This is a genomic window from Pseudomonas sp. Marseille-Q5115 (genome assembly GCF_916618905.1).
GTDB classification, from domain to species: Bacteria; Pseudomonadota; Gammaproteobacteria; order Pseudomonadales; family Pseudomonadaceae; genus Aquipseudomonas; species Aquipseudomonas japonica_A.
In genome coordinates, this window is sequence record NZ_CAKAKI010000001.1 from 4,757,224 (window position 1) to 4,782,700 (window position 25,477).

Consider the following 25,477-nt stretch of genomic DNA (forward strand, 5'->3'; position numbering starts at 1 on the left):
TGGGCTCGATCAATTGCCGTCAAGTGTGCTCTGGCAGTAGGCGAAGCACGCCTCGGCCAAGGGAGAGCGAGGTGCGCTGCGGCGCATGATCAAACCAAGGCGCGTAAGCGTTTGCGCCTGCTCGATCGGTTGCAGGCGCAGATGCTCGGTGAGTGCTTCCAGCCCGCCGTGCAGCGGCATGATCGCGCAGCACAAGCCACCATGTACCGCCTGAAGCAATTGGTGCACCGCGTCGGTTTGCAACAATGAGCGTGGGCGCAGGCCACGACTGTGGAAGGCATGGTCGATGGATTGGCGGAAATGCATGCCGCTGGTCAACAGGCCCAGGGGTAGCTCGTTGACCGCCTCCCAGCTCAACGGGGCTTCGCCAAATTGATAGTGGCGCTGGTCATGCAGCAAGCCCATGCGCGTTTCGCTCAAGGGCAGGGTTTCGAATTGGGTTGGGTCCAGCCGGTCCAGGTACGACACGCCCAGGTCCAGCTGGTTACTGGCCAACTGTTCCACCAGTTGATCGGAGCTCAGCGAGCTCAGCTCGAAGTTCAGTTCAGGGTGCAGCGCGTGCAGCCCCCGCAAGAGCGGTACGGGATCGAAGCTCGACAGCGGCACTACCCCCAGCCGCAGCGTACCCACCAGATGCCCACGACAGGCGGCGGCTTCTGCCTGCAAGCCATCGTAGGCGGCCAGCACCGTGCGAGCCCATGCCAGTATGCGCTCGCCCGGCGCGGTGAACCCCTCGAAGCGTTGGCCGCGATTCACCAAAGCCAGGTCGAGCTCTTCCTCCAGGCTGCGCAAGCGCATGGAAAGGGTGGGCTGAGTGATATGGCAGCGTGCGGCGGCCTGGCCGAAATGGCGGGTTTCGTCCAGCGCTACCAGGAACTTGAGCTGCTTGATGTCCATTCACACCCCCGGTGCCACGCCTGCATGGGCAAGGCCCGGCAGCAGCGCTCGAAAGTCCTCTACCGCGTCGAATTCCTCGGTGTTCTTGCGGCCCTTGCGGCTGTCCGGTTCGCTCACTGCGAGCAAATGGCCAATACCGTAGGCGCGGGCGCTGCGCAGGATCGGCAGCGTATCGTCGATGAACAGTGCCCGTGCCGGGTCGAACGCCAGGTCCGCTTGCAGCGCATCCCAGAATGCTGCTGCTTCTTTGGGGTAGCCATAATCGTGGGATGTGATCAGCCGGTCGAACCAGGGTGCCAAGGCGATACGCTCGAGCTTGAGCGACAAGGAATCCCTATGCGCGTTGGTGATGAGCACCAGGCGCTTGCCCGCAGCCTTCACTGCCGCCAGGAACGTATCGGCATGCGGGCGCAAGGCGATGAGGTCGGCAATTTCGTGCTTGAGTTCGAGGATCGGCAGGTTGAGCTCGCGGCTCCAGAAGTCCAGGCAATACCAGTTCAGCTGCCCGGCATGTGTCTCGAACAGCGGCTGCAGTTCCATTTCAGCCATGGCCAGGCTCACCCCGTGCACCTCGGCATAGCGCCGGGGCAGGTGATGCAGCCAGAAGTGGTTGTCGAAGTGCAGGTCGAGCAAGGTACCGTCCATGTCCAGCAGAACGGTATCGATGTCGGGCCAGGCTAAAACGGGCATCGGAAGGCTCCCGGGCGGCGGAAAACAGGCTCGGCACACGCGCGAGCCAAGGTATAGTAACCCGTTCAAGCCAAGGAGCCGCCCCTATGCGCCATAAACCCACCGTGCTGGGCCGTGAGATCGTCGCCAGTAGCCGTATCTTCCGTGTAGAGCAAGTACAGTTGCGTTTCGCCAATGGTGTGGAACGCACCTATGAACGGCTGGTTGGGCGCGGCAATGGTTACGGCGCGGTCATGATCGTGGCGATGCTGGACGACGAGCATGCCGTGCTGGTGGAGGAGTACTGCGGCGGCACGGAAACCTATGAGCTATCCCTGCCCAAAGGGCTGATCGAGCCGGGCGAAGACGTGCTGGCCGCCGCAAACCGGGAGCTCAAGGAAGAAGCCGGGTTCGGTGCGCGGCAATTGGAACACCTCACCGAGCTGTCCCTGTCGCCTGGCTACATGAGCCAGAAGATCCAGGTGGTGCTGGCCACCGACCTCTACGAAGAACGCCTCGAAGGCGACGAGCCGGAGCCGCTGCGGGTAGACCGCGTGAACCTGCGCGAATTGTCGGAACTTGCCCGCAACGCAGACTTCACTGAAGGCCGAGCGCTGGCCGCGCTGTACCTGGTGCGCGATCTGCTAACCCAGCGTGGGGCCTTCAGCCTATGACGCTCCCTCACCCATTGCTCGAAGGCGTGCTGGCCATTGCCCGGGATGCGGGCGAAGCGATCCTGCCGTTCTGGCGGGCGGGCGTGGAAGTGACCGCCAAGGCTGATGATTCGCCTGTCACCGCGGCAGACCTGGCGGCTCACGATGTGATCGTTGCCGGTTTGACGCGTCTGGCGCCGGATATTCCGATCCTGTCGGAAGAAGACTGCGACGTGCCTCTGGCGCAACGCACCGGCTGGGATCAGTGGTGGCTGGTGGACCCGCTCGACGGCACCAAGGAATTCATTTCCGGCAGCGAAGAGTTCACGGTGAACATTGCCTTGGTCAAGGGCGGCGACGTGGTATTCGGCGTGGTTGCCATGCCGGTCAACGGCCGTTGCTGGTGGGGCGGCGCGGGCCTCGGCGCGTGGTGCAGCAACCCGGGCGAAGCGCCGCAGCCGCTTCAATCACAGCCTTTGCCCGCAGAGGGTGAGCCATTCACCGTGGTAGCCAGCCGCCGTCATTCCAGCCCTGAACAGCAAGCGCTGCTGGCCGGCCTGGAAACCGCCGTTGGCCCCCTGAGCCTCACCAGTGTGGGCAGCTCACTCAAATTCTGCCTGGTAGCGGAAGGCGCCGCCCATTGCTACCCGCGGCTGGCGCCTACTTCGCAGTGGGACACCGCGGCGGCCCAGGGCGTGCTCGAAGGCGCAGGTGGTGAGGTGGTCGATACGCAAGGCCAGCCGTTCCGCTATCCCGCGCGGGATAGCCTGCTTAATGAGTACTTCCTGGCCCTGCCTGGTAACGCGCCCTGGCGCGCGGCGTTGCTGGCGTTATGCGGTGCCTGACGCTGTGGGAGTAGGCGAAAGCCTGCGAACATTCCCGGGCTACGCCTACGGCCCCCCCCGGCCCCACAGATCGTCCGCGACCAAGGGCTTAATCCGCGTCTTCCCCACTGCCCACGCTCAGCCCGTGCTTGCGCAACTTGTCATGCAGCGTTTTGCGCGGGATGCCCAGCGCTTCGGCGAGGCTGCGCAGCGAGGCATGGCCGCGGGCAATTTCGGCGCTGATAACCTGCCGTTCGAACGCCTCTACCTGCGCATTCAACGGCCCATGAATGTCGGCCTCCTGGGGATCTACCGGCAGGTCGCCGGGGGTATCCAGCGCAAGGTCCAGCCCCAGAGCAAATCGCTCGGCGGCATTTTGCAGTTCGCGCACGTTACCCGGCCAGCCATGGCGCAGCAGGGCGCTACGTTGCGCAGGTTGCAGGGCTTGGCAGGGCAGGCCGTGGCGCTCGGCCGCGGCGCTGCTGAAATGCTCGAACAGCGTGACTACATCCTCGCCCCGCTCGCGCAGCGGCGGAATGCGCAACGGCGCCACGTTCAGGCGGTAATACAGGTCGGCGCGAAAGCGCCCCTGGTCCGCCGCCTGGCGCAGGTCTTCCTTGGTGGCTGCGATCACGCGGATATCCAACGGGATCTGCTGATTGCCGCCCAGCCGCTCCACTACGCGTTCCTGCAGCAGGCGCAGCAGCTTTACCTGCACATCCAGGCTCATGCTTTCGATTTCGTCGAGGAACAGCGTGCCGCCGTTGGCGAACTCGAACTTGCCGATGCGCCGCTTCTGCGCGCCAGTAAAGGCGCCGGGCTCATGACCGAACAGCTCGCTTTCCACCACCGACTCAGCCAGCGCGCCAGCATTGATGGCCACGAACGGACCATTACGGCGGCCAGACAAGTCATGCAATGCGCGCGCGACCACTTCCTTGCCCGCGCCGGTTTCGCCCAGGATCAATACGTCCGCGCGGGTACCGGCCAAGGCGCCGATCTGCTCGCGCAACCGCGCCATCGAAGGGCTGTTACCCACCAGGCGGGTACCCAGGGCCTGGCGGTCACTCAGGGCCAACCGCAGGCTGCGGTTTTCAAGCACCAGCCTTCGATGGCTCAACGCACGGCGCACGCTATCGAGCAGTGCTTCACTGGCAAACGGCTTTTCTAGAAAATCATAAGCCCCCGCGCGCATGGCCTCGACGGCCAGCGGCACATCGCCGTGGCCGGTGATCAGCAACACCGGTAGCTCTGGGTCGGCAGCGTGCAGCTGGCGCAGTAACGTAAGCCCGTCGACGCCCGGCATGCGAATGTCCGATACCACCACGCCAGGCCAGTCGCGGCCCAGTCGGGCCGGCAGGCCGGTGGCATCTTCCAGCGCCAGCACTTTCAGCCCGGCCAGATCCAGGGTTTGCCCCAGCGCCTGGCGCAGGTGTGGATCGTCGTCAATCAGCACCACGTCCGTGCGAGTGGTTAATGCATCCGGCGCGGTCATGCCAGGTCCTCGAGTGGTTGCGGGCTAACCCCGGGGGTGGCGGGGCGTAGCCTTAATGTCAGCAGTGCGCCGCCCTGCGGGTGATTGGCCATGAGCAGTTCACCGCCCAGGGCCCGCATCAGCGTATCGCAGATTGCCAACCCCAGGCCCAGCCCTTGGGTACGGGTTTTAGTGGTAAAGAAGGGTTCGCGCGCATGGGCCAGTGCCTCGCTGCTGAAGCCCGGGCCGTTGTCCCGGATGAAGAGGCTGATACTGTCAGTGGACTTCTCGGCGCTAAGCCAGATACGCCGCGGGTTGGCTTTTTCAGTGAGCGCATCCAGCGCGTTGGCCAGTACATTGCCCAGCACCTGACGTAACCGGGTTTCGCCAGCTTGCACCCACAGCGGGGCGTCGGGCAGGTCGCGAATCAGTTCCACGTCCATGGCCCGGCGGCGCTTGGCCAACAGCGCCAAGGCATCTTCGAGTGCCGGTTGCAGCGCCACGCTCTCGGGCGCATGGCGGTCGCGGCGGGCAAAGGCGCGCAAGTGCGCGATGATCGACGCCATGCGTGCGGTGAGCTCGCTGATTGCCTTGAGGTTGCCCCGGGCGTCATCGGTGCGCTGGTGGTCGAGCAGCACGCCGGCGTTGTCGGCATAGCTGCGGATCGCCGCCAACGGTTGGTTTAGCTCATGGCTGATGCTGGCGCTCATGGTACCCAGCGCCGACAGCTTGCTCGCCTGTACCAGTTCGTCCTGCGCCTGCACCAGCTTCTGCTGCGCCTGCTCGCGTTCGAGCACTTCCTGGCGCAGGCGGCTGTTGAGCTTTTGCAGGGCGCTGGTGCGTTCGCTCACCCGGGCCTCCAGCTCTTGCCGGCCAAGCGCTTCGAAGGCGATGCGGTCCAGGTAATTGCGCCGCCTTTGCATCATCAGGCCCAGCATCAACATGAGCGCCAGCAGCGCCGCGCCACCCACCGCCACCACGGTGCGCACCGGGCGGTCAATCAAGCTGCGCGGGGCGAGCAGGTTGACGGTCCAGCCCGTTTCGCCGATGAACCGGCTTTGGGTCAGCCAGGTACGGTTGTCCAGTTCCAGCACACCAGGGTTGCCCGTGGGGTACGGCTGATTGGCCGCAATGGCTGCGCGCTCTACCTCCGTCAGCGGCCGCGTAGCGCGGTAGCGCCAGTCAGGGCGGGAAGTAAGGATCACCACGCCGTATTGGTCGGTGACGGCGAGCTGCTCTGGCGTGCGGCCCCAAAGGGTCTCGGTGTGGTCCAGGTCCACCTTCACCACCAGCGCCCCTATGGTTTCGTCACCGTCGCGCACGCCGGCGGCAAAGAAATAGCCACGTTTCGCCGAGGTGGTCCCCAAGCCAAAGAAGCGCCCCAGTCGGCCGGCAATGGCGTCATTGAAATACGGCCGGAAGGCGAAATTACGCCCCACGAAACTGTCCTTCTGTTCCCAGTTGGAGGCAGCCAGGGTATTACCCGCCGGGTCCATGAGGTACATCACCTCGGCGCCGGTCTGGTCGCAGATGGTTTTAAGCAGGCGGTTGGCCACGCCCTGCAGTTGAGGGTCGGTGGGGTGGGCCAGTAGCTGACGCAGCGCGGGCAGGTCACTGAGGATCGGCGGCAGGGCTTCGTAGCGGCGAAGCGTGCCCAGCAGGTTGGCCACGTACAAGTCGAGGGTCTGGCGGGTTTGGCTTACCAGCTCACTGCGGTAGTAACGCTCCGCCAGCTGCTGCAACGGAAACAGCAACGGTGCCAGGCAGATGGCGACAAGGGCGAGGTTGCGCCAGCGCGGGCGGCGGGGAAGGGCGGGCTTGATCATCCCGCCATGTTACCGCAGCGCACGCGCCACGGTTATGCCTCGCGCAGGCACTCCAGCAGTGCCTCGTGCCAATCCGCCTGGCCTACGCCCCACTCGGCCTCCAGCTTGCCGCAGTTCAGTCGCGAATTCAGCGGCCGGCGGGCAGGCGTGGGGTAGTCGCTCGAGGGGATGGGCAGCAACGCCGCACAGGGCTTGCCGGCTTTGCGCAGCTGCTCGCCAATGGCTTGGGCAAAGCCGAACCACGAGGTTTGCCCGCGGGCAGTCAGGTGATATACGCCCCACGGGCCAGCCTGCCCGGCTTGCCAGCGATCAATGAGCCGCACCGTGCTGTTTGCGATGGTACCGGCCCAGGTAGGCGCGCCTATCTGATCGGCGACCACCTTGAGCTCCGGCTTCTCTTGCAGCAGGCGTTGCATGGTCAGCAGGAAGTTGCGCCCATGGGAGGCATACACCCAGCTGGTACGCAAAATGAGGTGCGCGCCGCCTACGGCCTGGATGGCTTGCTCGCCCGCCAGTTTGCTTTCGCCGTACACCCCGAGCGGGGCGGTGGGGTCGGCTTCCACGTATGGCTCGGCCTTGCTGCCGTCGAACACATAGTCGGTGGAATAGTGAATCAGTGGCGCACCCAGCCGGTGGGCCTCTTCGGCCAACACACCTGGCGCAATGGCGTTGATGGCAAAGGCCAGCTCACGCTCGGATTCAGCCTTGTCCACTGCGGTGTGGGCTGCCGGGTTGATGATCAAGCCTGGGCTCAGTGCCCGCACCTGTTCCCGGATTGCATCCGGCCGGGTGAGGTCCAGGGTACTGCTGCCCAGTACATGCAGGTCCACTTTGCCTTGCAGGCGCTTCTGCAGCTCGGTGCTCACCTGGCCATTGGCGCCCACCAGCAATACGCTCAGGCGGCCGCTCATGGGAACAGGTCCGCGTCGGCCAAGGCCTTGCCTTGCTGGTCCTTGGCCGACAGCCGGGGCTCCAGCTCGCCCAGCTGCCAGTCGATGGCCAGGGTGGGGTCGTTCCAGGCGATGCACCGCTCGGCGGCCGGGTTGTAGTAGTCGGTGGTCTTGTAGAGGAAGTCCGCCGTCTCGCTCAGTACCACGAAGCCGTGGGCGAAGCCTTCGGGGATCCACAACTGGCGCTTGTTCTCTTCCGACAGCAGCACGGAAACGCAGTGGCCGAAGGTAGGGGAGCCACGACGGATGTCCACGGCGATGTCCAGCACTTCGCCAGTGGCAACCCGTACCAGTTTGCCCTGCGGGTTCTGGATCTGGTAATGCAGGCCGCGGAGCACGCCGCGCTGCGAGCGCGAGTGGTTGTCCTGGACAAAGGTCACCTGGCGGCCGGTGGCTTCGTTGAAAGCGCGCTCATTGAAGCTTTCGAAGAAGAACCCGCGGTCATCGCCGAAAACCCTGGGCTCGAAAATCAATACATCGGGGATATTGGTTGTCACCACGTTCATCGGGTTTCTCTCGCCAGGGCAAACAGGTATTGGCCATAGCCGGTTTTGCCGAAAGCGTTGGCACGTACCAGCAGTTGTTGCTGGTCGATCCAGCCGTTCATGTAGGCAATTTCTTCGAGGCAGGCCACCTTCAACCCTTGCCGATGCTCCACCGTCTGCACGTACTGCGAAGCCTCCAGCAGGCTGTCGTGAGTGCCGGTATCCAGCCAGGCGAAGCCGCGGCCGAAGCGTTCCACATGCAGGTCGCCACGTGCCAGGTAGGCGTTGTTCACGTCGGTGATTTCCAGCTCGCCACGCGGCGAAGGCTTGACCTCGCGGGCGATCTGCACCACGTCATTGTCATAGAAATACAGGCCGGTGACCGCATAGCTGGACTTTGGCGCGGTGGGCTTTTCTTCGATGGACAGGGCGTGGCCAGCCTCGTCAAACTCGATCACACCGAAGCGCTCTGGATCCTTCACCCAATAGCCGAACACTGTGGCGCCGCTGCCCCGCTTGACGGCACGTTGCAGCTGGTCGGAGAAGTGCTGCCCATGGAAGATGTTGTCCCCCAGGATCAGGCACACCGGGTCGTTGCCGATGAACGACTCGCCGATCAGGAACGCCTGGGCGAGGCCGTCCGGCGAGGGCTGCTCGGCGTAGCTGATATGGATACCGAACTGGCTCCCATCGCCCAGCAACTGCCGGTACTGAGGCAGGTCCAGAGGCGTGGAAATGATCAACACTTCACGGATCCCGGCCAGCATCAACACCGAGATCGGGTAATAGATCATCGGCTTGTCGTAGATCGGCAGCAGCTGTTTGGAAACGCCCAGCGTGATCGGGTGCAAGCGCGTGCCGGAGCCGCCGGCCAGGACGATACCCTTCATGCGATCAGGTCCTTGGGTTCGGTGAAGCCTAGGCGTTCGCGCTGGTAGCTGCCGTCCTGAACGCGCCGGCACCAGTCCAGGTTATCCAGGTACCACTGCACGGTTTTGCGCAGCCCGGTCTGGAAGGTTTCCTGGGGTACCCAGCCCAGCTCGCGCTCGATCTTGCTGGCGTCGATGGCGTAACGCAGGTCGTGGCCGGGGCGGTCCTTCACGAAAGTAATCAGGTCGGCATAGTTGGCCACGCCGTCCGGGCGGGCTGGGGCCAATTCTTCGAGCAAGGCGCAAATGCCACGCACCACGTCGATGTTCTTTTGCTCGTTGTGGCCGCCGATGTTGTAGGTTTCGCCCACTTCGCCGCGCGTTACCACCTCCAGCAATGCCCGGGCGTGGTCTTCCACGAACAGCCAGTCGCGCACCTGCAGGCCATCGCCATATACCGGCAAGGGCTTGCCTTCCAGAGCGTTGAGGATCACCAGCGGAATCAGCTTCTCGGGGAAGTGATAAGGGCCGTAGTTGTTCGAGCAGTTGGTGACCACCACCGGTAACCCATAGGTGCGATGCCAGGCGCGCACCAGGTGGTCGGAGGCCGCCTTGCTCGCTGAGTACGGGGAACTGGGCGCGTACGGTGTGGTTTCGGTGAACAGGTCGTCCACGCCGTGCAGGTCGCCGTACACCTCATCGGTAGAGATGTGGTGGAAGCGGAACGCGCTTCGCTCCGGCTCGCTCAGCTTCGCCCAATACGCGCGGGTGGCCTCGAGCAGGGCATAGGTGCCCACGATATTGGTTTGAATGAAATCGGACGGGCCGTCGATGGACCGATCCACATGCGACTCCGCCGCCAGGTGCATGATTGCCTGCGGCTGGAACCGGGCCAGTACTTCCCCGATCGCGGGCTGGTCGGCGATATCGGCCTGAACGAATTCATAGCGTGTGTTGGTGGCAATGCTGGCGAGGGACTCCAGGTTACCCGCGTACGTCAGCTTGTCGACGTTGAGCACTTCGTGCCCGGTGTTTTCGATGAGGTGTCGAACCAGGGCCGAACCGATGAAGCCCGCCCCTCCAGTAATGAGGATTCGCATGTGTACGCGCCTTTTTCCTTAAGTCGCCAAGTATGAAATGGGCATACTTTGTGGGGATCCGCAGCCCGGTGCAAGCCCGAATACCTTAATACTTCGGCAGGCCTTGAGGAGTAGCTTTTCGCTAGCATTGTAGACGCTTCCCGCGGGGTTGCTAATCGGCCCAATGCATGGCGATATGTGTGCAAAAAACCGAGGCCTACCCGATGTCGCTCCATGAGCTAATCCAGCGCTCCAGCCTGCCCAACCCCCACCTCTCCACCGAAGATGCCCAGCGTTTGCTGCTCGAGCATTATGCAATAGAAGGTGAGCTGGAGCCTTTGGGCAGCCAGCAAGACCTCAATTTCAGAGTGCAGAGCACTGCCGGCCGTTTTGTGCTCAAGGCCTGCCATGGCAGTTACGGGCTGGAAGAGCTGCAGGCCCAGCATGCCGCGCTTGAACACCTGGCCGCCGAAGGCCTTGCCGTACCCCGAGTGATGCCCACCCTGAGCGGCGACAAGCTGCTGAGCGTGACGGCGGGCGGGCAGGCGCTGCACGTGCGGCTTTTCGAGTACCTTGAAGGTGAGCCGCTTACTCGCCGGCCACACCTGGGCATCGATATCCGCGCGGCCATGGGCCGGCTGTGCGCGGAAACGGACCGCGCGCTGGCCGGGTTCTCGCACCCGGGGCTGGAGCGAACGCTGCAATGGGACCCACGCCAGGCAGCGGCGCTGGTAGAGCAGCTGCTTCCCGTGCTGGCGGACCAGCCCGAGCGGCTGGCACAGGTTCGCCATGCAACCCAGCACGCACAAGCGCGCCTGGCAGCGCTGATACCTCGGCTGCCGAGCCAGGCGGTGCATCTGGACCTCACCGATGACAACACGCTGTGGCAGCGCACACCGCAGCGCGGCTGGATGCTCAAGGGCATCATTGATTTCGGCGACCTTTGCCGTACCTGGCGGATCGCCGACCTGAGCGTGACCTGCGCGGCGCTGCTGCATCACTGCGAAGGTGACCCCTTTGGTGTGTTGCCGGTGGTTACGGCCTATCAACAGGCCAACCCGCTGACCGAAGCCGAGCTGCGTGCACTGTGGCCATTGATCGTCAACCGTGCCGCCGTGCTGGTGCTCAGTACCGCGCAGCAGCTCAAGCTCAACCCGCAAAACCCTTATCTGCATGACAACGCCGCCCATGAATGGGAAGTGCTGGACGTTGCGCTGTCGGTCGCACCGGCGCTGATGGAAAACGCCGTGCTGGCCGCCGCTGGAATGCCGTGCAGCACGCCCAACGCGCAGGGGCTGGGCCGGCTGCTGCCAAGGCTGTCGCCTGAGAGCGTGAACAGCCTGGACCTGGGCGTGCTCAGCCCGCTCTGGAACGCCGGCAACTGGGAGGAAGAGGGCGCGATAGATCGGCAGTTGGCAGGGGCACTGGCTGGCTTCGAGGCGGCCGCGTCCCGTTATGGCGAATACTGCCTCGCGCAAACACGGCCAGACATTTCCGCCGAGCCCGAAACCTTCGCGCTGCACGTGCAATTGGTATTGGCGGCGGAGCAAGCCCTGGAGGCGCCTTTCCCCGGCCAGTGGTCAGCGGCGGGCAAGGATCGCTGGATGCTTGTGGGCGAACAATGGGCGTTACAGCTTGATGGCCAGTTGAGCGATACCTCGACCGGTGCCAAGGACAAGGGGCAGCGGCTTGGTCAGGCGTCTGGCATGTTGCGTATTCAATTGATGCACGCCGGCATCGATGCGCCTGCGTTCACTACGCCTTCACGCGCAAATGCCTGGGCCACGTTGTGCCCTTCACCCGCTGCCGTGCTCGGCTGGGCATGTGACGCACCCGCTCAGGAAGATTCCCAGGCGTTGCTGGCGCGCCGCGATGCCAGCTTTGCGCGGTCACAGAAGTATTACTACCAGGCACCGCCGCGTATCGAGCGCGGCTGGCGCAACCACCTGATCGACATGCAGGGCCGGTCCTATCTGGACATGCTCAACAACGTAGCGGTGCTGGGCCATGGCCATCCGCGTATGGCACAGGTGGCCGCGCGGCAATGGTCCTTGCTCAATACCAACTCCCGCTTCCACTACGCCGCCTTGGCGGAGTTTTCCGAGCGCCTGCTGGCGCTGGCGCCCTCTTCGATGGACCGGGTGTTTTTGGTGAACAGCGGCAGCGAGGCCAACGACCTCGCCATCCGCCTGGCTTGGGCCTACAGCGGCGGCCGGGATGTGCTCAGTGTACTGGAGGCCTATCACGGCTGGACGGTCGCTACCGACGCCATTTCCACCTCGATCGCGGATAACCCGAAGGCGCTGGAAACGCGCCCGCAATGGGTGCACCCGGTGATGGCGCCCAATACCTACCGGGGAACGTTCCGTGGCCCGGGCAGCACCGCGGATTACCTGCGCAGTGTCACCGACACACTGGCCAACCTGGACGCCCAGCAACGCCAGGTTGCGGGGTTCATCTGCGAGCCGGTGTATGGCAACGCCGGGGGGATCGCCTTGCCGCCGGGCTACCTGGAACAGGTTTACGCGCAGGTACGCGCCCGCGGTGGTGTGTGTATCGCCGACGAAGTGCAAGTGGGCTATGGCCGCCTGGGCACGCACTTCTGGGGCTTCGAAGAACAGGCCGTGGTGCCGGACATCATCACCATGGCCAAGGGCATGGGCAACGGCCAGCCGCTCGGCGTGGTGATCACTCGCCGGGAAATCGCCGAAGCGCTGGAAGCGGAGGGGTATTTCTTCTCGTCTGCTGGCGGTAGCCCGGTGAGCTGCGAGATCGGCATGGCCGTGCTTGATGTGATGGAAGAAGAGGGGCTGTGGGAAAACGCCAAGGTGACCGGGGGCTATTTCAAGCAGCGGCTGGAAGAATTGGTAGAGCGGTTCCCGCTGGCAGGTGCTGCCCATGGTTCCGGTTTCTACCTGGGGCTGGAACTGGTGCGTGATCGCGCCACACTGGAGCCCGCTACCGAGGAAACGGCCCTGCTGTGCGAACGGCTGCGAGACCTGGGCATCTTCATGCAGCCCACCGGGGACTACCTCAACATCCTGAAGATCAAGCCGCCCATGTGTACCACCCGGCGGAGTGTGGACTTCTTTGTGGACAGTGTGGCCAAAGTGCTGGCAGAGGACTTGTAGCGAGTTAGAGCGGCTGGCTGGGTATTTAGCCGATTTATATCGGTTTAAAGCGCGGATTGTAGCGAGCTTTCGGATGGTTTGGCCCTTTATTAGCCGATTTTTATCGGTTATAAAGGGCCGCCTTCGAAGCGCTCACTCACCTGCACGGAGTTGTCCATGAGCCGCACCGTTACCGTCGCCGCCACTCAGATGGCCTGCTCCTGGGATCGCCAGGCCAACCTTGCCAACGCCGAACGCCTGGTTCGCCAGGCGGCGGCCGAGGGGGCCCAGATCATTCTGATCCAGGAGCTGTTTGAAACACCGTACTTCTGCCAGAAGCCCAACGCGGACTACCTCCAGCTGGCCACACCGACAGACACCAATGCCGCGATCGCTCACTTCCAGAAGGTGGCCCGTGAGCTCGAAGTGGTACTGCCCATCAGCTTCTATGAGCTGGCGGGGCGCGCCCGCTTCAACAGCATCGCCATCATTGATGCCGACGGCAGCAACCTCGGCATTTATCGAAAAAGCCACATCCCCGACGGCCCTGGCTACCACGAGAAGTACTACTTCAACCCCGGCGATACCGGCTTCAAGGTATGGCAAACCCGCTACGCGAAGATCGGCGTAGGGATTTGCTGGGACCAGTGGTTCCCCGAGTGCGCTCGCGCCATGGCGCTGCTGGGGGCCGAGGTGCTGTTCTATCCCACCGCCATCGGCAGTGAGCCTCACGATGCCAGCATCACTTCTCGCGACCACTGGCAGCGCGTGCAGCAAGGCCATGCCGGCGCCAACCTGATGCCAGTGGTTGCCAGCAACCGCATCGGCCGGGAAGAGCAGGACGGTTACAGCATCACGTTCTATGGCTCTTCGTTCATCGCCGACCAGTTCGGGGCCAAAGTTCAGGAGCTGAATGAAACCGAGGAAGGCATACTGGTCCAACGTTTCGACCTCGACGCCCTCGAACGCATTCGCAGCGCCTGGGGCACCTTCCGTGATCGCCGGCCCAACCTGTATGGCCCGATCAAAACACTCGACGGTTCACTGGAGTCCTGACCACCATGACCACCCTTCACAGCACACCGCGGGCCGACGGCTTCCATATGCCGGCCGAGTGGGCACCGCAGAGCCAGGTTTGGATGATCTGGCCGGAGCGCCCGGACAATTGGCGCCTGGGCGGCAAGCCCGCACAGGCTGCCCACGTTGCCCTGGCCCGGGCTATCGCGCGCTTCGAGCCGGTTACCGTGGCCGTTTCCGCAGCGCAATATGAGAACGCCCGTGCCCGCCTGGACGTTCCCAACATCCGTATCGTGGAAATGAGCACCGACGATGCCTGGATGCGTGACACCGGCCCTACCTTCGTGATCAACGATAGCGGCGAAGTACGCGGCGTGGATTGGGGCTTCAACGCCTGGGGCGGGTTCGACGGCGGGCTGTACAGCCCCTGGAGCCGGGACGACCAGGTGGCGAGCAAAGTGCTGGAGATGGAGCGCTGCGCCCGCTATCGCACCGAAGGCTTTGTACTCGAAGGTGGCTCGATCCACGTCGATGGCGAGGGCACGGTGATCACCACCGAGGAGTGCCTGCTCAACCGCAACCGCAACCCGCACCTGGGCCGCGGCGAAATCGAAGCGCTACTCGGCGATCACCTGAACGTGAGCAAGGTGGTGTGGCTGCCCGAAGGCCTGTTCAACGATGAAACCGACGGCCACGTGGATAACTTCTGTTGTTACGTACGCCCCGGCGAAGTGTTACTGGCGTGGACAGACGACCCACAAGACCCGAACTACAGCCGTTGCCACGAGGCGCTGCGGGTACTTGAGAACACAACGGACGCCAAGGGGCGCACTTTTGTGGTGCACAAAATGCCAATCCCCGGACCCTTGTTTGCCACCGAAGAAGAGTGCGATGGCGTTGATGTCTGCGCCGGCAGCCAGCACCGCGACCCGTCGGTGCGCCTGGCGGGCTCGTACGTCAACTTCCTCATCGTGAACGGCGGAATCATTGCGCCAAGCTTCTCCGAAGCCACGGACGACGCGGCTCGGGAGGTACTGCAGCGCGTATTCCCCGAGCATGAAATCGTGTTCGTGCCAGGCCGGGAGCTGTTGCTTGGCGGCGGTAATATCCACTGCCTTACCCAGCAGCAACCTGCGCCTCAACACGCCTGACCTGCGCACCAACGCAAAGCCCAGCGGCCGCCGCTGGGCTTTTGTGTATCCGCCTTACTACGGCTTAGTGCGCTGGCACAGCTTTTGTATCTTTATATTCAGCAGATGACGGCAGTGTGCAATTGCCGATCTGTCATAAGAAAGATTTAGCCTGTGCTGTGGTTGAACCGGGGATGTTGTGATGAATGCAGTAAGAGAAGCAGTACCTCAGGGTAACAACAGTGTATCGCCCCAAATGGCCGGCCCCGGGCGCAATGCCCAGCGATGTGCAGAAGGGCGGGGCGCCGATCCGCGTAGAGCGATTGCCGACCGCTATCCGGCTGGCCTGATCAGCGATGCCGAACTGGAGGCCCTGCTCGGCATCGTCAAAGCTTGAACCCCTCCGGCCACTGGCCATTCCCTTTGGGCAGGACGCCCAGCTGACCCCCCTCCTGATCCGCTTTATTCCATTTCGTAGTTTGACACCCTCTATACCCCCTCTCTAGGATCCGAGCCCGCTTCGGTTGGCTGGCTATGGCCTGTCTGTGCGCTGCCGCCGGCGTGTCTATTTCGGTACAAGGAAAACGAGATGTTGAACTACCGCATCGGCGCATTGGCGCTAGGGATTTGCATCGCTGCCAATGCAATGGCCAATGACCAATCGCAGGCCCAGGGGTTCGTGGAGGACAGTCACCTCAACGTTCTGCTGCGCAATGCTTACATGAACCGCGACTACAAGCATGGTTCTGAAGACCGCGCCGAGTGGGGCCAAGGGTTTATCGGCACCTTCAGCTCCGGGTTCACCCAAGGCACCGTAGGCGTGGGCGTGGATGCGTTTGGCCTGTACGCATTGCGCCTGGATGGCGGCAACGGGCGCAGTGGCGCGGGCGGCATCGACTTTTTCAGGGTGGACAACAACGGCAACGCCGAGCACGACGTGGCTCGCGCAGGCGCCGCCATCAAGTTCCGGGTATCCAATACCGTGCTGAAGTACGGCGAAATGATGCCTGCGTTACCGGTACTGAACTACGACGATACCCGGCTGCTACCTGAAACCTATACCGGTTACATGGTCACGTCCCGCGAACTGCAGGGCCTTGAGCTGAACGCCGGCCACTTCACCGCCGAGGCGCGCAAGAGCGACGAAGGCCGTGACAGCGGTCGCCTGAAGCAGATCGACGTGTTCGGCGGCAGCTACAAATTCAGCGACGACTTCACGGCCTCGCTGTACGCCTCTGATGTGCAGGACCGCCTGAAGAAGCAATACCTGGGCATGACCTACGTGATGCCGATGGCCACCGATGAGTCCCTCACCCTGGACTTCAACGGCTACCGCTCGCGCCTGGACCAAGCCTATGCCGACCGCCTCGGCACCGGCCAGGACAACACCATCTGGAGCCTGGCGGCCACCTATGCGTTCGGCGCCCACTCCTTCACCCTGGCGCACCAGCGCAGCACCGGTGATACCGGCTACAACTACGGCAGCTACGCCGACGCCGGCGGCGTGGGTGACGGCGGGTCTACCATTTTCCTGGCCAACTCCTACTGGTCGGACTTCAACGCTGAAGACGAACGCTCCTGGCAGCTCGCGTACGGCCTGGACTTCGGCCCCTACGGCGTGCCCGGGCTCACCTACAAGATCGCCTATGTACGTGGGGATAACATCCGCACCGACAATGGCGAAGGGAACGAGCGCGAGTGGTTCAACCAGTTGCAGTACGTGGTGCAGGAAGGCCCGGCCAAGGACCTGAAAGTTCGCCTGCGCGGGTCCATGCTGCGAACCTCCACTAACGTGCGCGAATCCGAATACAACGATGACGGCAACGAAGTTCGCGTGTTCGTGGAATACCCGATCAACGTGTTCTAAAGCCTGCTTTCGGAGCGGTCCCAAGGGTGCTGTAATAGCTCGCCAGCACCCACACGGACGCTTCGATCATGCTGAAGGTTCTTGGACGAACGTCGTCCATCAATGTACGCAAAGTGTTATGGGCCTGTACCGAGCTCGGCCTGCCCGTTGAGCGCGAGGAAGACTGGGGGCTGGGCTTTCGCTCGCCAACCCTGCCGGAGTTCCGCGCCCTCAACCCCAACGCCCAGATACCTGTGTTGATCGATGGGGAGTTCGTGCTGTGGGAATCCAACAGCATCCTTCGCTACCTCGCCAACGCTTACGCAGGCGACGCGCTGTATCCTTCCTCCCCGCATGAACGCGCAAGGGTGGACCAGTGGCTGGATTGGCAAGCCGCCGAACTCAATCCCTCGTGGGGCTACGTGTTCCACTCACGAGTACGTAAAAACCCTGACTATCAAGACCCGGTTGCGCTTCGCCAGGGCGAACAACGCTGGGCTGCAACTATGGGCATTCTCGAGCAGCAACTGGCACAAACGGGAGCGTTTGTGACTGGTGATCGCTTCAGCCTGGCGGATATCGTGATCGGGCTATCGGTAAACCGTTGGTTCGGCACACCCTTCGAACGCCCGGCGTTCCCAGCCGTGGAGGCCTATCACGCACGGCTCGCCGAGCGCGAAGGGTTCCAGCTGTTCTGCGGCCCAAGCCTGCCTTGAATAGCCCTGTGCTCGAAGGAGTGAGCGATGCAACCCTTGCTGACCTATGCGGCGCTGTTTGAACTGGCTACCCATGCCGCCCTTGTAACCCAGCCGTGCAACTGCAGCGCGGCGCTGCCAACCGGCTGGGCAGGCTGGCCAATAGGCCTGCGGGAGACTCAGCTGGTTCATATCGGCACCCTCGCCGAATTCGACGAGGAAGATGCCACGCTGGATGAATACCATCCTGACGGTACCTATTACTGGTCCCCCAACGCCCCCATCGCCCCGCGCTTTTATCCCGCCAACCAGTGCGGCGTGTGGCAATGCAACCTTTGCCAGCGGGCCTACCTGCGCTACAACGACGACGGCGCCTACCACAGCGAACCCCGCATTCGGCGGCTTGCGCCCGATTTGATGGTGGATGCCGCGCACAGGTTTGGTGGGCGGGATCGGGCGGAGTAGTTATTTGCCCGCCCACACGGCGGCTTCATCAATGCCCAAGGCCGATACCTCCGAAGCTCGTAGCGGCGCGTCCTGCTCGAGGAAAAACTCGTCCAGCTGAGGCGGCGCTACAGGCGTTTCACTGAGCATTCCATGCACCTGCCCTCGGTGGTGGATTTGATGCTCGAACAGGTGCAGCAGTACTCGGTCCGCCCGTTCGATCTTGATGCCAGCCTGGCGTACCAAGCGCACGGGCTGGGCAAGCCCGCTCTGCGACAAGGCCGAACAAAGGGCGACCAGGCGCCTATCGGCCTGCGCCTGATTATTAGCGAGCTCGAGGAACGCGCTCGCATTCACAGAAGGGCGCAGCTGTTCTTCCAAGTCTCCTTTCAGCGCTGCGAGGTAGTAGAGATCCACGTCGAGGATATGGCACAGCGTGGCTTGTATGGAGGGGAAGAACCCTACCCGTGGCGCTGCGTACTCCGCTGCATTTAGCCCCGCACACGCCTGTAGTAGACGATAATTGGCCCATTGATTGTTCATCGCCTGAGCGAGGAAGTAGTTCATAGCGCCTCCACGTAGTTCTTTGAAATATAGCCCCACTCATCGCCATGCAGCGCACCGCGAAGCGGTACGGCGGTCTACCGGCAACAGAGGAGAACGCTATGCAGCCCTACGCAAACCTCAGCGGCCATGCAGGTGTGGTCGCCTACGAGCTGGGAACCGACTCCATTACGGTCAAATTCTCCAGTGAAGAACCCTGCCACTACCTCTACAACGTGGAAAGCGCCGGCCTTCCCACCGTGCTCGAAATGCAACGCCTGGCCATGGAAGGCAAAGGCCTGACCACGTTTATCAGCCAACATGTTCGGGAGCGGTATGCACAACGCTGGTAATTCACTCATTGCTCAACGGCTGCACGACAAGACCTTTGTCACGACCGCCAACCACAGCGGCCTGTCGGATGCCCGCACGCTATTCCACTACCTCGTGGACGGCGACGTGATCACCGGCACCTATACAGGCGGGCACATCGTGAAAGGCCAATTGGTAGGGCGGGTTGCCGGAGATAACCGGATCGAGCTGCTGTACCACTGCGTGACCGACGACGGCCAGTTACTGGCCGGCTGGTCCGAAGGCACGGTTGATGTACGCGAGGATGGCAAGACCGAACTCGCGTTTACCTGGGGCTGGCTTGCCGGGGCTTCGGGGGGAGGGGAGTCCAGGTATGTGGAGGCTGAGGGTTAGGTTGACGCGGTAGGAAGCGGCGGGGCCGGCCATCCGGCGAAGCTCGCGAAAACAGTGCTAAGCCGAATACCAGGCTTGTAGCAGCCGGGCTTGCCCGCGACCGGGGAGTTAGTCGATTACTTAATCAACCTCCGACATTGGTAGTCAGCGGTTGCTCTGGGTAGCGGATCATTTGACAAATCAGGTGGTGTGAAAGAAAATCTGCAGCAATCGCGCCCAATCCTCTGGGGCTGGCTAGTCCGGCTCTATGGTTGGGCCTTCTTGTATCTGGGACCTGGAAGTTGCGACAACTCGCTCCGCCGAAGCCATTCCGATCCTATAGCGACTTGGCCAAGCTATTGACCAGTCGCGGGATGACAATTGCAGACCCTCTCCGGGCCGAACGTAAGCTTGCGCAGGTGGGCTACTACCGGTTGAGTGGATTCTGGTTTCCGGCACGAGAGTTTTTGAAGGATCAGCACGGCCAGGTCACCCTCTGCAACGTTACCCAAAAGCCTCTTCGCCAAGATGCCTTCATCGCAGGCGCATCCTTCGATGCGGCGTTCAGCCTGTATCTCTTCGACAAAGCGCTTCGCCAGCTTATGCTTGATGCCATCGAGCGCATCGAGATTCATATGCGCTCGATAGTTTCTCATGAGGTGGGGTACCACGATCCGCTGGCTTACCTGGACCCTCGCTTTATCAACCCCAGGCAAACCGCCAATTGGCAGGATCGGCGCGGGAGACAGCGCAATACCTGGAATGAATGGCTGGCCCGGCAAACCGAGCAAATCAACCGCAGCCGGGAAGACTGCATCGAATGGCATCGGCAGCACCACAAAGCTATGCCCTTCTGGGTTGTCGTCGAAGCCTGGGACTTTGGCACTCTCTCCAAATACTTTGAGATCCTGAAGGGGAGCCACCAGAACCGCATTGCAGCACGGCTGGGTATCAGCAATGCGAAAGTGCTAAAGGAGTGGCTGCAGGAGATCAACACGCTGCGCAACCGCAGCGCTCACCATACGCGCATTTGGAACCAAGTGGCGTCGAACCCCGTACCTGTGCTGCCCACAGAAGCCTATTTCCAAAGCTTGGCACTGGATCAGAACGCACTCAGCCGTCTTTTCGGGCTGATCTCTGTGATCTGGTTCTTGTTACGTCAGATCGGGCCAAGCTCGCAATGGCTTCGCCAAGTCGCAGACGTAATTGATTCAAAGCCTCATTTACCTGGCTGCCTATTCGCATCGCTTGGCCTGCCATCCGAGAATGGGTTTCCACGACAGACGTTTGGTATCTAGGCCACTGCTCGTATTGGCCTTTCGACCCGGGAGGTATGCCGGCCGGTCGTTGTCCTCTGTTTCGATGGCCGAAGCAAATCGGCGGAGCCTGCCTTAGGCTGCGGACCCATTCGTAAGCTAGCGCCAAACAAGAAGGCCCACCTTTCGGTGGGCCTTCTTCGGTACTGCGTATGGGCACTAGGAGTCGGAAAAATTTATAAGTATATGATTTTAAGATTTTTATTCTTAAAGCTCAGCGCTCTATCTCTAAAGCTACCGTTTAGCCTTCTCTTGGTCTTTCATACATTCACACCATCTCATCCACCCCACCCAGCGACCGCTCCATTTTCGCGTGCAACGGAGACAGCAAGCAGTGCAGTAGGCCGGCATAGATTCGGCGGTGTTCAGCAATTGGAGCACTAGGCCGAGGGCGCCGGACACGTCTTGTAGCTCGCCAGTAACATGGTTCATTCGCGAGCTAGCGCCGGTTGGCCAGCTCCGCCGCTCCCCACGGGGTTCATATGATGGCCAGCCAGGTCTCCTGTCTCGGCGCCCTTCATTGTTGCAGGGTGATGGATTTCAGCTTCCGCCCAGTTCAATACAGCCCGTGCGCTTTATTTGATATTGCTTGTAGGCCGGTTGCGTAAGCGGTTGTTTAGCCCGGGCCTCATCGATAAGTGCAAGGCAGATATGAGGCTCGTTAAAGGGTAACGCTGCCAACTGTTTAATAGGCAAATCCCACCAGGCGCTTTTTACCAATGCTTCTCTCAGTGTTGGGTCATCGAACCGCCAACGTAGAAATTTGGCAGGGTTCCCGCCAACTATGGCATAAGGTGGAACGTCCTTGGTGACAACCGCTCCCGCGGCAATAACTGCCCCGTCTCCCACACGCAAACCATTCAAAATAATCACACTTTCACCAATCCAGACATCATTTCCTATGCAGGTGGCTGAGCGAGAAGGTTTGTGTTTCATTCCTCCCGCGAAATCATGAACTGGATGGGTCGTTAGCCAGTCAAGAGGATGGGCATCCGCGCTCAAACCGATCCTCACGTCCTGCCCTATTGAACAGAATCGCCCTATAGCACTGACTAATTGCAGTGAACCGCTGCGAATATAGGTGTGCGTTCCGATGTGCAGGCTCCGGGACTTGATTATCACGTCGCCGAGGCTTACCGCTTTTTCGACTCGTAAACTGGCATTTGGTGAGAGGCAGCGTAGGCCGGCCGAAAGCTTGACATCGCGCGCCTTAAGCCAGCGTTTCCATCGGTAGTTTCGAATGAAATTGAGCAAAGCAACTTCTCTCCTTGACGCGATGGTTACACCAGGTAGTGCTGGGTCACTCCTGACCATGGAGCGCGACTATACCTCGCAGCGCTTCGCAATGGGCGGGTTCCAAAGCGTGATCTGCTTCATCTGGCCCTCGAGGTTTACTGCCGTGCACCCGGGCTCGGTATCGGCTTGGGCTGATGGGTAGGCCCGGCCAGCTGCGTGTTGCCTCTATCAGGTCGAGCAGATCGCAGACGACCTGCAGCGGGTTCACACTCTCCGAGCCCAGCTACGCCTGCGATGCGATGCTACGGCGGATCCCGTGGATGCGCTCCTGCATGTCGCTGCTGATCGAGGCGTTGAGCTTCTGTACCACTGCGTGACCAACGAAGGCCAGCTACTGGCCGGCTGGTCCGAAGGCACAGTTGACCTACGCGAGGATGGCAAGACCGAACTCGCGTTTACCTGGGGATGGCTTGCCGGCGCGTCGGGGGGAGGGGAGTCCAGGTATGTGGAGGTGGAGGTGGAGGGGTTAGGTTGACTCGGTAGGAAGCGGCGGGGCCGGCATCCGGCGAAGCTCGCGAAAACAGTGCCAAGCCGAATGCCAGGCTTGTAGCAGCCGGGCTTGCCCGCGACCGGCGTCACCACGGCACGCGGGGTTGCGTTACGCAGGCCATGCATGCACGGTACGGCTATCGCGGAGCGACGATTCCCCACTGCCCCTATACATGACTCACCAACACCGCCAACTGGCCACAGGCTACAAACCCTGATGAAACGCCCTCGTCTTCTGGCTGTGCGCGCCCATCCCGGCGCGATCCCCGACCTGACCTTCACCAGCGGTCAGCGCTTTTCCCTCGATATCGGCCATGACGTGAAAACGTATCCAGGGCTTGAACCACTCGTTGAGCCCGAAGCTTTTGAAAAGGCGATCTTGGGCGATGCGGGCTGGACGGTTGAATGGCCTGAGCTTGATATACAGATTGGGACCGATACCTTGTTTTCGGAAGCGCTGGCGCAAGCGGCGCCTGACTGAACACCTAGCCCCTTTAGCAAAGGTTCGTACCCGGTAGCAGCACGGCTTGCCGGCGACAGGAGCACTGCGGATCTGAGCTTGTGCGCGGGCTGCCGTCGGTTTCTAACAGCCACTTGTTCCGGACCACTTGCCTGCAAGGCATACCTCAGGCAATGTAAAGACCAACGTCATTACACCGAGGCTATCGCCATGGCATCCATCAACGTCCGTATCGACGACGATCTCAAAGCGCGCGCCTACCGGGAGCTCGAAAAACTAGGCGTCACTCCGTCTGAGCTAATGCGTCAGGCACTTCAATACGTGGCTGAGCGCGGCCAGCTTCCCTTCAAGTCAGTTCTGGTCACGGACGAGGATGAAGCGCTACTCGCTACCGTTCGAGAGCGCCTGGCAAATCCGCAGCGGGTAAAGGTTTCGCTGGATGACCTATAGCCTTGAATTTGATGCGCGGGCGTTGAAGGAGTGGCGCAAGCTTGGGGATACCGTTCGGCAACAGTTCAGGAAGAAGCTAGCGTCGATACTGCAGAACCCTCGGGTTGAAGCAAACCGCCTGAGTGAGCTACCAGACTGCTACAAGATCAAGCTGCGCAGTAGCGGGTACCGATTGGTTTACCAAGTTCTGGATCGGGAGGTTGTTGTTTTTGTGGTGGCTATAGGTAAACGGGAGCGGGAGCAGGTTTATCGAGGCGCAGCTGAGCAGTTTGGCAGTAGGAAGTGATAACGGCCCAGAAGCGGAGGTCTGGGTGCTTGGCGGTTTAGAAGATTTCGAATGGGATGTTGGCACCAAGAGTCGAAAAAACTTTTAACAATCTGATATGTAAGGATTTTATTTATATGTGATGATCCGTCTATCTCTAAAACTATCCCGGCACCCGGGCTCGCTAAGCATTGTTCGAGACGGGAAAGCCAGGGTGGGACCGATTGCCCTCAATGCGTGGCTGCCTCTCATGCTTTCCTGAATCTGGGGGCGCGTTCTCCAACTACGATAAGCGACAGCTAACGATGAAAGGCTACCGTTGTTAGACGGCCGCTATCGACCCATAGCTGCCGGTCAGTACCGGCAGAGAACGGCCAATAGCAGACGGGTGCGGCCTAGGTCGTTATCCTAAATAAAAGATTTCTCGTAAAAGCTGAATCATCAAGAAAAGGTTCGCCATGGAAAGCGATGTCACGCTACAGACTTCAGCCACGCCGAAATCAATCGCTAACGCCTTTCCCCCCTACCTAAAATTGGAAGCAGCTCGTTTGAGCTTGGTCATGAGCGATACCCGATTTGCTGATCATCGAGGCATAGAGGTCATAGCAGATAAAAATCGTGTAGTCATTCCATACCGAATCCACCACGAGCGCAGCGAGCAGGATGGTAGGTCTCTAAGCCGGACGCTAAGCATTATGTACTCTTGCCTATTGACCAGGCACCACAATGGCTATGTGCGCCAGCGCCAACTTGAGCGCATCCTGCCGGTCCCCGAACCCTGGGTTGTTCCATTCGTTGTTCAGCTCACTGGCGAGTATGTTATCGAGATACTCGACACCTGCGAATCCCGCTTTTCCCTGCTTGACCCTGTGCTTTACGGCGCCTTCATCAGAGAGAACCCGAAGTATTTTCAGGCCACACGGGACCGAATGATCAGCTACTGGGATTGCTATTATCGGTTGCGGTACAAGCGTAAACCTGACTATGTCGGGTTCAGGCTGTTCGACCGACTCCAGGAGTTTGCATCTCGTCTGTGACACCGAACCGCCCCCGACTTTCTTAAATACCGCTGTCCGTCAGCTATGGGTCGGTAACGGCCGCTTGGGTCGATTGCGACTGGTGGTAACAGGCAGGATCCGACCCATAGCTGCCGGTCAGTACCGGCAGAGAACGGCCAATAGCAGACGGGTGCGGCCTAGGTCGTTATCCTAAATAAAAGATTTCTCGTAAAAGCTGAATCATCAAGAAAAGGTTCGCCATGGAAAGCGATGTCACGCTACAGACTTCAGCCACGCCGAAATCAATCGCTAACGCCTTTCCCCCCTACCTAAAATTGGAAGCAGCTCGTTTGAGCTTGGTCATGAGCGATACCCGATTTGCTGATCATCGAGGCATAGAGGTCATAGCAGATAAAAATCGTGTAGTCATTCCATACCGAATCCACCACGAGCGCAGCGAGCAGGATGGTAGGTCTCTAAGCCGGACGCTAAGCATTATGTACTCTTGCCTATTGACCAGGCACCACAATGGCTATGTGCGCCAGCGCCAACTTGAGCGCATCCTGCCGGTCCCCGAACCCTGGGTTGTTCCATTCGTTGTTCAGCTCACTGGCGAGTATGTTATCGAGATACTCGACACCTGCGAATCCCGCTTTTCCCTGCTTGACCCTGTGCTTTACGGCGCCTTCATCAGAGAGAACCCGAAGTATTTTCAGGCCACACGGGACCGAATGATCAGCTACTGGGATTGCTATTATCGGTTGCGGTACAAGCGTAAACCTGACTATGTCGGGTTCAGGCTGTTCGACCGACTCCAGGAGTTTGCATCTCGTCTGTGACACCGAACCGCCCCCGACTTTCTTAAATACCGCTGTCCGTCAGCTATGGGTCGGTAACGGCCGCTTGGGTCGATTGCGACTGGTGGTAACAGGCAGGATCCGACCCGAAGCGGCCATTCACCGTCCACGGTGTAAAGGCCTAGTGATCGGGCTGCCCTGATGAGCTGTC

27 protein-coding genes are annotated in these 25,477 nt (G+C 61.1%); 17 read left to right on the top strand and 10 right to left on the bottom strand.

The features are described 5' to 3' along the window. Positions 1–9 precede the first annotated feature (9 nt). Both LG385_RS21745 and yrfG read right to left on the bottom strand, forming a co-directional pair. On the bottom strand, positions 10–897 hold the full coding sequence (locus LG385_RS21745) for a LysR family transcriptional regulator (RefSeq protein ID WP_225775861.1): 888 nt from the start codon (positions 895–897) through the stop codon (positions 10–12). Next, positions 898–1,587: a GMP/IMP nucleotidase gene (gene yrfG / locus LG385_RS21750; RefSeq protein ID WP_225775862.1), complete on the bottom strand. Its 690-nt coding sequence runs from the start codon at positions 1,585–1,587 to the stop codon at positions 898–900. A gap of 86 nt (positions 1,588–1,673) precedes the next feature. Between yrfG and nudE the strand changes: the two genes are divergently transcribed. Next, on the top strand, positions 1,674–2,240 hold the full coding sequence (nudE, locus tag LG385_RS21755) for an ADP compounds hydrolase NudE (protein ID WP_225775863.1): 567 nt from the start codon (positions 1,674–1,676) through the stop codon (positions 2,238–2,240). Next, the gene (gene cysQ, locus LG385_RS21760; protein WP_225775864.1) at positions 2,237–3,064 is read left to right on the top strand and encodes a 3'(2'),5'-bisphosphate nucleotidase CysQ; all 828 of its coding nucleotides are present in this window, start codon (positions 2,237–2,239) and stop codon (positions 3,062–3,064) included. Before nudE ends, cysQ begins: the two co-directional genes overlap by 4 nt. 88 nt (positions 3,065–3,152) lie before the next feature. Here cysQ and LG385_RS21765 read toward each other — a convergent pair whose 3' ends face one another. From LG385_RS21765 to rfbB, 6 genes are read right to left on the bottom strand one after another with little or no spacing between them, the layout of a single operon-like run. Beyond that, positions 3,153–4,538 carry a sigma-54-dependent transcriptional regulator gene (locus LG385_RS21765; protein ID WP_225775865.1) on the bottom strand — a complete coding sequence of 462 codons (1,386 nt, stop codon included), beginning with the start codon at positions 4,536–4,538 and terminating at the stop codon, positions 3,153–3,155. Beyond that, a complete protein-coding gene (locus tag LG385_RS21770; RefSeq protein WP_225775866.1) occupies positions 4,535–6,343 on the bottom strand; it encodes an ATP-binding protein in 1,809 nt (602 codons plus the stop codon). The genes LG385_RS21765 and LG385_RS21770 overlap by 4 nt, the downstream gene beginning before the upstream one ends. Before the next feature lie 32 nt (positions 6,344–6,375). Then, positions 6,376–7,254 carry a dTDP-4-dehydrorhamnose reductase gene (gene rfbD / locus LG385_RS21775; protein WP_225775867.1) on the bottom strand — a complete coding sequence of 293 codons (879 nt, stop codon included), beginning with the start codon at positions 7,252–7,254 and terminating at the stop codon, positions 6,376–6,378. Beyond that, positions 7,251–7,799, bottom strand: a complete 549-nt coding sequence (gene rfbC, locus LG385_RS21780) for a dTDP-4-dehydrorhamnose 3,5-epimerase (protein ID WP_181110985.1) — start codon at positions 7,797–7,799, stop codon at positions 7,251–7,253. The genes rfbD and rfbC overlap by 4 nt, the downstream gene beginning before the upstream one ends. Continuing rightward, positions 7,796–8,668, bottom strand: a complete 873-nt coding sequence (gene rfbA, locus LG385_RS21785; RefSeq protein WP_181110984.1) for a glucose-1-phosphate thymidylyltransferase RfbA — start codon at positions 8,666–8,668, stop codon at positions 7,796–7,798. Before rfbA ends, rfbC begins: the two co-directional genes overlap by 4 nt. After that, positions 8,665–9,747 carry a dTDP-glucose 4,6-dehydratase gene (rfbB, locus tag LG385_RS21790; RefSeq protein WP_225775868.1) on the bottom strand — a complete coding sequence of 361 codons (1,083 nt, stop codon included), beginning with the start codon at positions 9,745–9,747 and terminating at the stop codon, positions 8,665–8,667. The genes rfbA and rfbB overlap by 4 nt, the downstream gene beginning before the upstream one ends. A gap of 203 nt (positions 9,748–9,950) precedes the next feature. On the opposite strand from rfbB, the gene LG385_RS21795 reads away from it, so the two are divergent. From LG385_RS21795 to LG385_RS21825, 7 genes are all read left to right on the top strand, one after another. Beyond that, positions 9,951–12,857: an aminotransferase gene (locus tag LG385_RS21795; protein ID WP_225776298.1), complete on the top strand. Its 2,907-nt coding sequence runs from the start codon at positions 9,951–9,953 to the stop codon at positions 12,855–12,857. A gap of 156 nt (positions 12,858–13,013) precedes the next feature. Then, positions 13,014–13,892 carry an N-carbamoylputrescine amidase gene (gene aguB, locus LG385_RS21800; protein WP_225775869.1) on the top strand — a complete coding sequence of 293 codons (879 nt, stop codon included), beginning with the start codon at positions 13,014–13,016 and terminating at the stop codon, positions 13,890–13,892. 5 nt (positions 13,893–13,897) lie between these two features. Beyond that, the gene (aguA, locus tag LG385_RS21805) at positions 13,898–15,004 is read left to right on the top strand and encodes an agmatine deiminase (RefSeq protein ID WP_225775870.1); all 1,107 of its coding nucleotides are present in this window, start codon (positions 13,898–13,900) and stop codon (positions 15,002–15,004) included. Between the two features lie 181 nt (positions 15,005–15,185). Continuing rightward, positions 15,186–15,380, top strand: coding sequence for a hypothetical protein (locus tag LG385_RS21810; RefSeq protein WP_225776311.1), 195 nt, complete (start codon positions 15,186–15,188; stop codon positions 15,378–15,380). Positions 15,381–15,572: 192 nt separating this feature from the next. Beyond that, positions 15,573–16,850, top strand: a complete 1,278-nt coding sequence (locus LG385_RS21815; protein WP_225775871.1) for an OprD family porin — start codon at positions 15,573–15,575, stop codon at positions 16,848–16,850. A 68-nt stretch (positions 16,851–16,918) separates the two neighbouring features. After that, positions 16,919–17,545, top strand: a complete 627-nt coding sequence (locus LG385_RS21820; RefSeq protein ID WP_225775872.1) for a glutathione S-transferase family protein — start codon at positions 16,919–16,921, stop codon at positions 17,543–17,545. A gap of 27 nt (positions 17,546–17,572) precedes the next feature. Next, positions 17,573–17,989 (top strand): hypothetical protein, encoded by a 417-nt coding sequence (locus LG385_RS21825; protein ID WP_225775873.1) that lies wholly within the window; start codon positions 17,573–17,575, stop codon positions 17,987–17,989. Here LG385_RS21825 and LG385_RS21830 read toward each other — a convergent pair whose 3' ends face one another. Next, positions 17,990–18,535 carry a DinB family protein gene (locus LG385_RS21830; RefSeq protein WP_225775874.1) on the bottom strand — a complete coding sequence of 182 codons (546 nt, stop codon included), beginning with the start codon at positions 18,533–18,535 and terminating at the stop codon, positions 17,990–17,992. A gap of 98 nt (positions 18,536–18,633) precedes the next feature. Between LG385_RS21830 and LG385_RS21835 the strand changes: the two genes are divergently transcribed. The 3 genes from LG385_RS21835 (at position 18,634) to LG385_RS21845 (ending at position 20,493) form a co-directional block, all read left to right on the top strand. Next, positions 18,634–18,864: a hypothetical protein gene (locus LG385_RS21835; protein ID WP_181119154.1), complete on the top strand. Its 231-nt coding sequence runs from the start codon at positions 18,634–18,636 to the stop codon at positions 18,862–18,864. Further along, entirely contained in the window at positions 18,848–19,216 is a 369-nt protein-coding gene (locus LG385_RS21840; RefSeq protein ID WP_225775875.1) for a hypothetical protein, read from the top strand. The genes LG385_RS21835 and LG385_RS21840 overlap by 17 nt, the downstream gene beginning before the upstream one ends. Before the next feature lie 353 nt (positions 19,217–19,569). Then, complete coding sequence (locus LG385_RS21845) at positions 19,570–20,493, top strand: Abi family protein (RefSeq protein ID WP_225775876.1); 924 nt, start codon at positions 19,570–19,572, stop codon at positions 20,491–20,493. Between the two features lie 558 nt (positions 20,494–21,051). Here the strand turns inward: LG385_RS21845 and LG385_RS25560 are convergent. Then, positions 21,052–21,765: a CatB-related O-acetyltransferase gene (locus LG385_RS25560; protein ID WP_318781414.1), complete on the bottom strand. Its 714-nt coding sequence runs from the start codon at positions 21,763–21,765 to the stop codon at positions 21,052–21,054. A 772-nt stretch (positions 21,766–22,537) separates the two neighbouring features. Here LG385_RS25560 and LG385_RS21860 point away from each other — a divergent pair. The 5 genes from LG385_RS21860 to LG385_RS21880 all read left to right on the top strand — a co-directional run bounded on the left by LG385_RS21860 (position 22,538) and on the right by LG385_RS21880 (position 25,308). Beyond that, positions 22,538–22,777: a DUF2442 domain-containing protein gene (locus LG385_RS21860; protein WP_225775877.1), complete on the top strand. Its 240-nt coding sequence runs from the start codon at positions 22,538–22,540 to the stop codon at positions 22,775–22,777. A 189-nt stretch (positions 22,778–22,966) separates the two neighbouring features. Beyond that, positions 22,967–23,206 carry a type II toxin-antitoxin system RelB/DinJ family antitoxin gene (locus tag LG385_RS21865; protein ID WP_225775878.1) on the top strand — a complete coding sequence of 80 codons (240 nt, stop codon included), beginning with the start codon at positions 22,967–22,969 and terminating at the stop codon, positions 23,204–23,206. Beyond that, a complete protein-coding gene (locus tag LG385_RS21870; RefSeq protein WP_225775879.1) occupies positions 23,196–23,492 on the top strand; it encodes a type II toxin-antitoxin system RelE family toxin in 297 nt (98 codons plus the stop codon). The genes LG385_RS21865 and LG385_RS21870 overlap by 11 nt, the downstream gene beginning before the upstream one ends. A 437-nt stretch (positions 23,493–23,929) precedes the next feature. Continuing rightward, positions 23,930–24,508: a hypothetical protein gene (locus LG385_RS21875; protein ID WP_225775880.1), complete on the top strand. Its 579-nt coding sequence runs from the start codon at positions 23,930–23,932 to the stop codon at positions 24,506–24,508. A gap of 221 nt (positions 24,509–24,729) precedes the next feature. Further along, entirely contained in the window at positions 24,730–25,308 is a 579-nt protein-coding gene (locus LG385_RS21880; RefSeq protein WP_225775880.1) for a hypothetical protein, read from the top strand. The last annotated feature ends 169 nt before the right edge of the window (positions 25,309–25,477 follow it).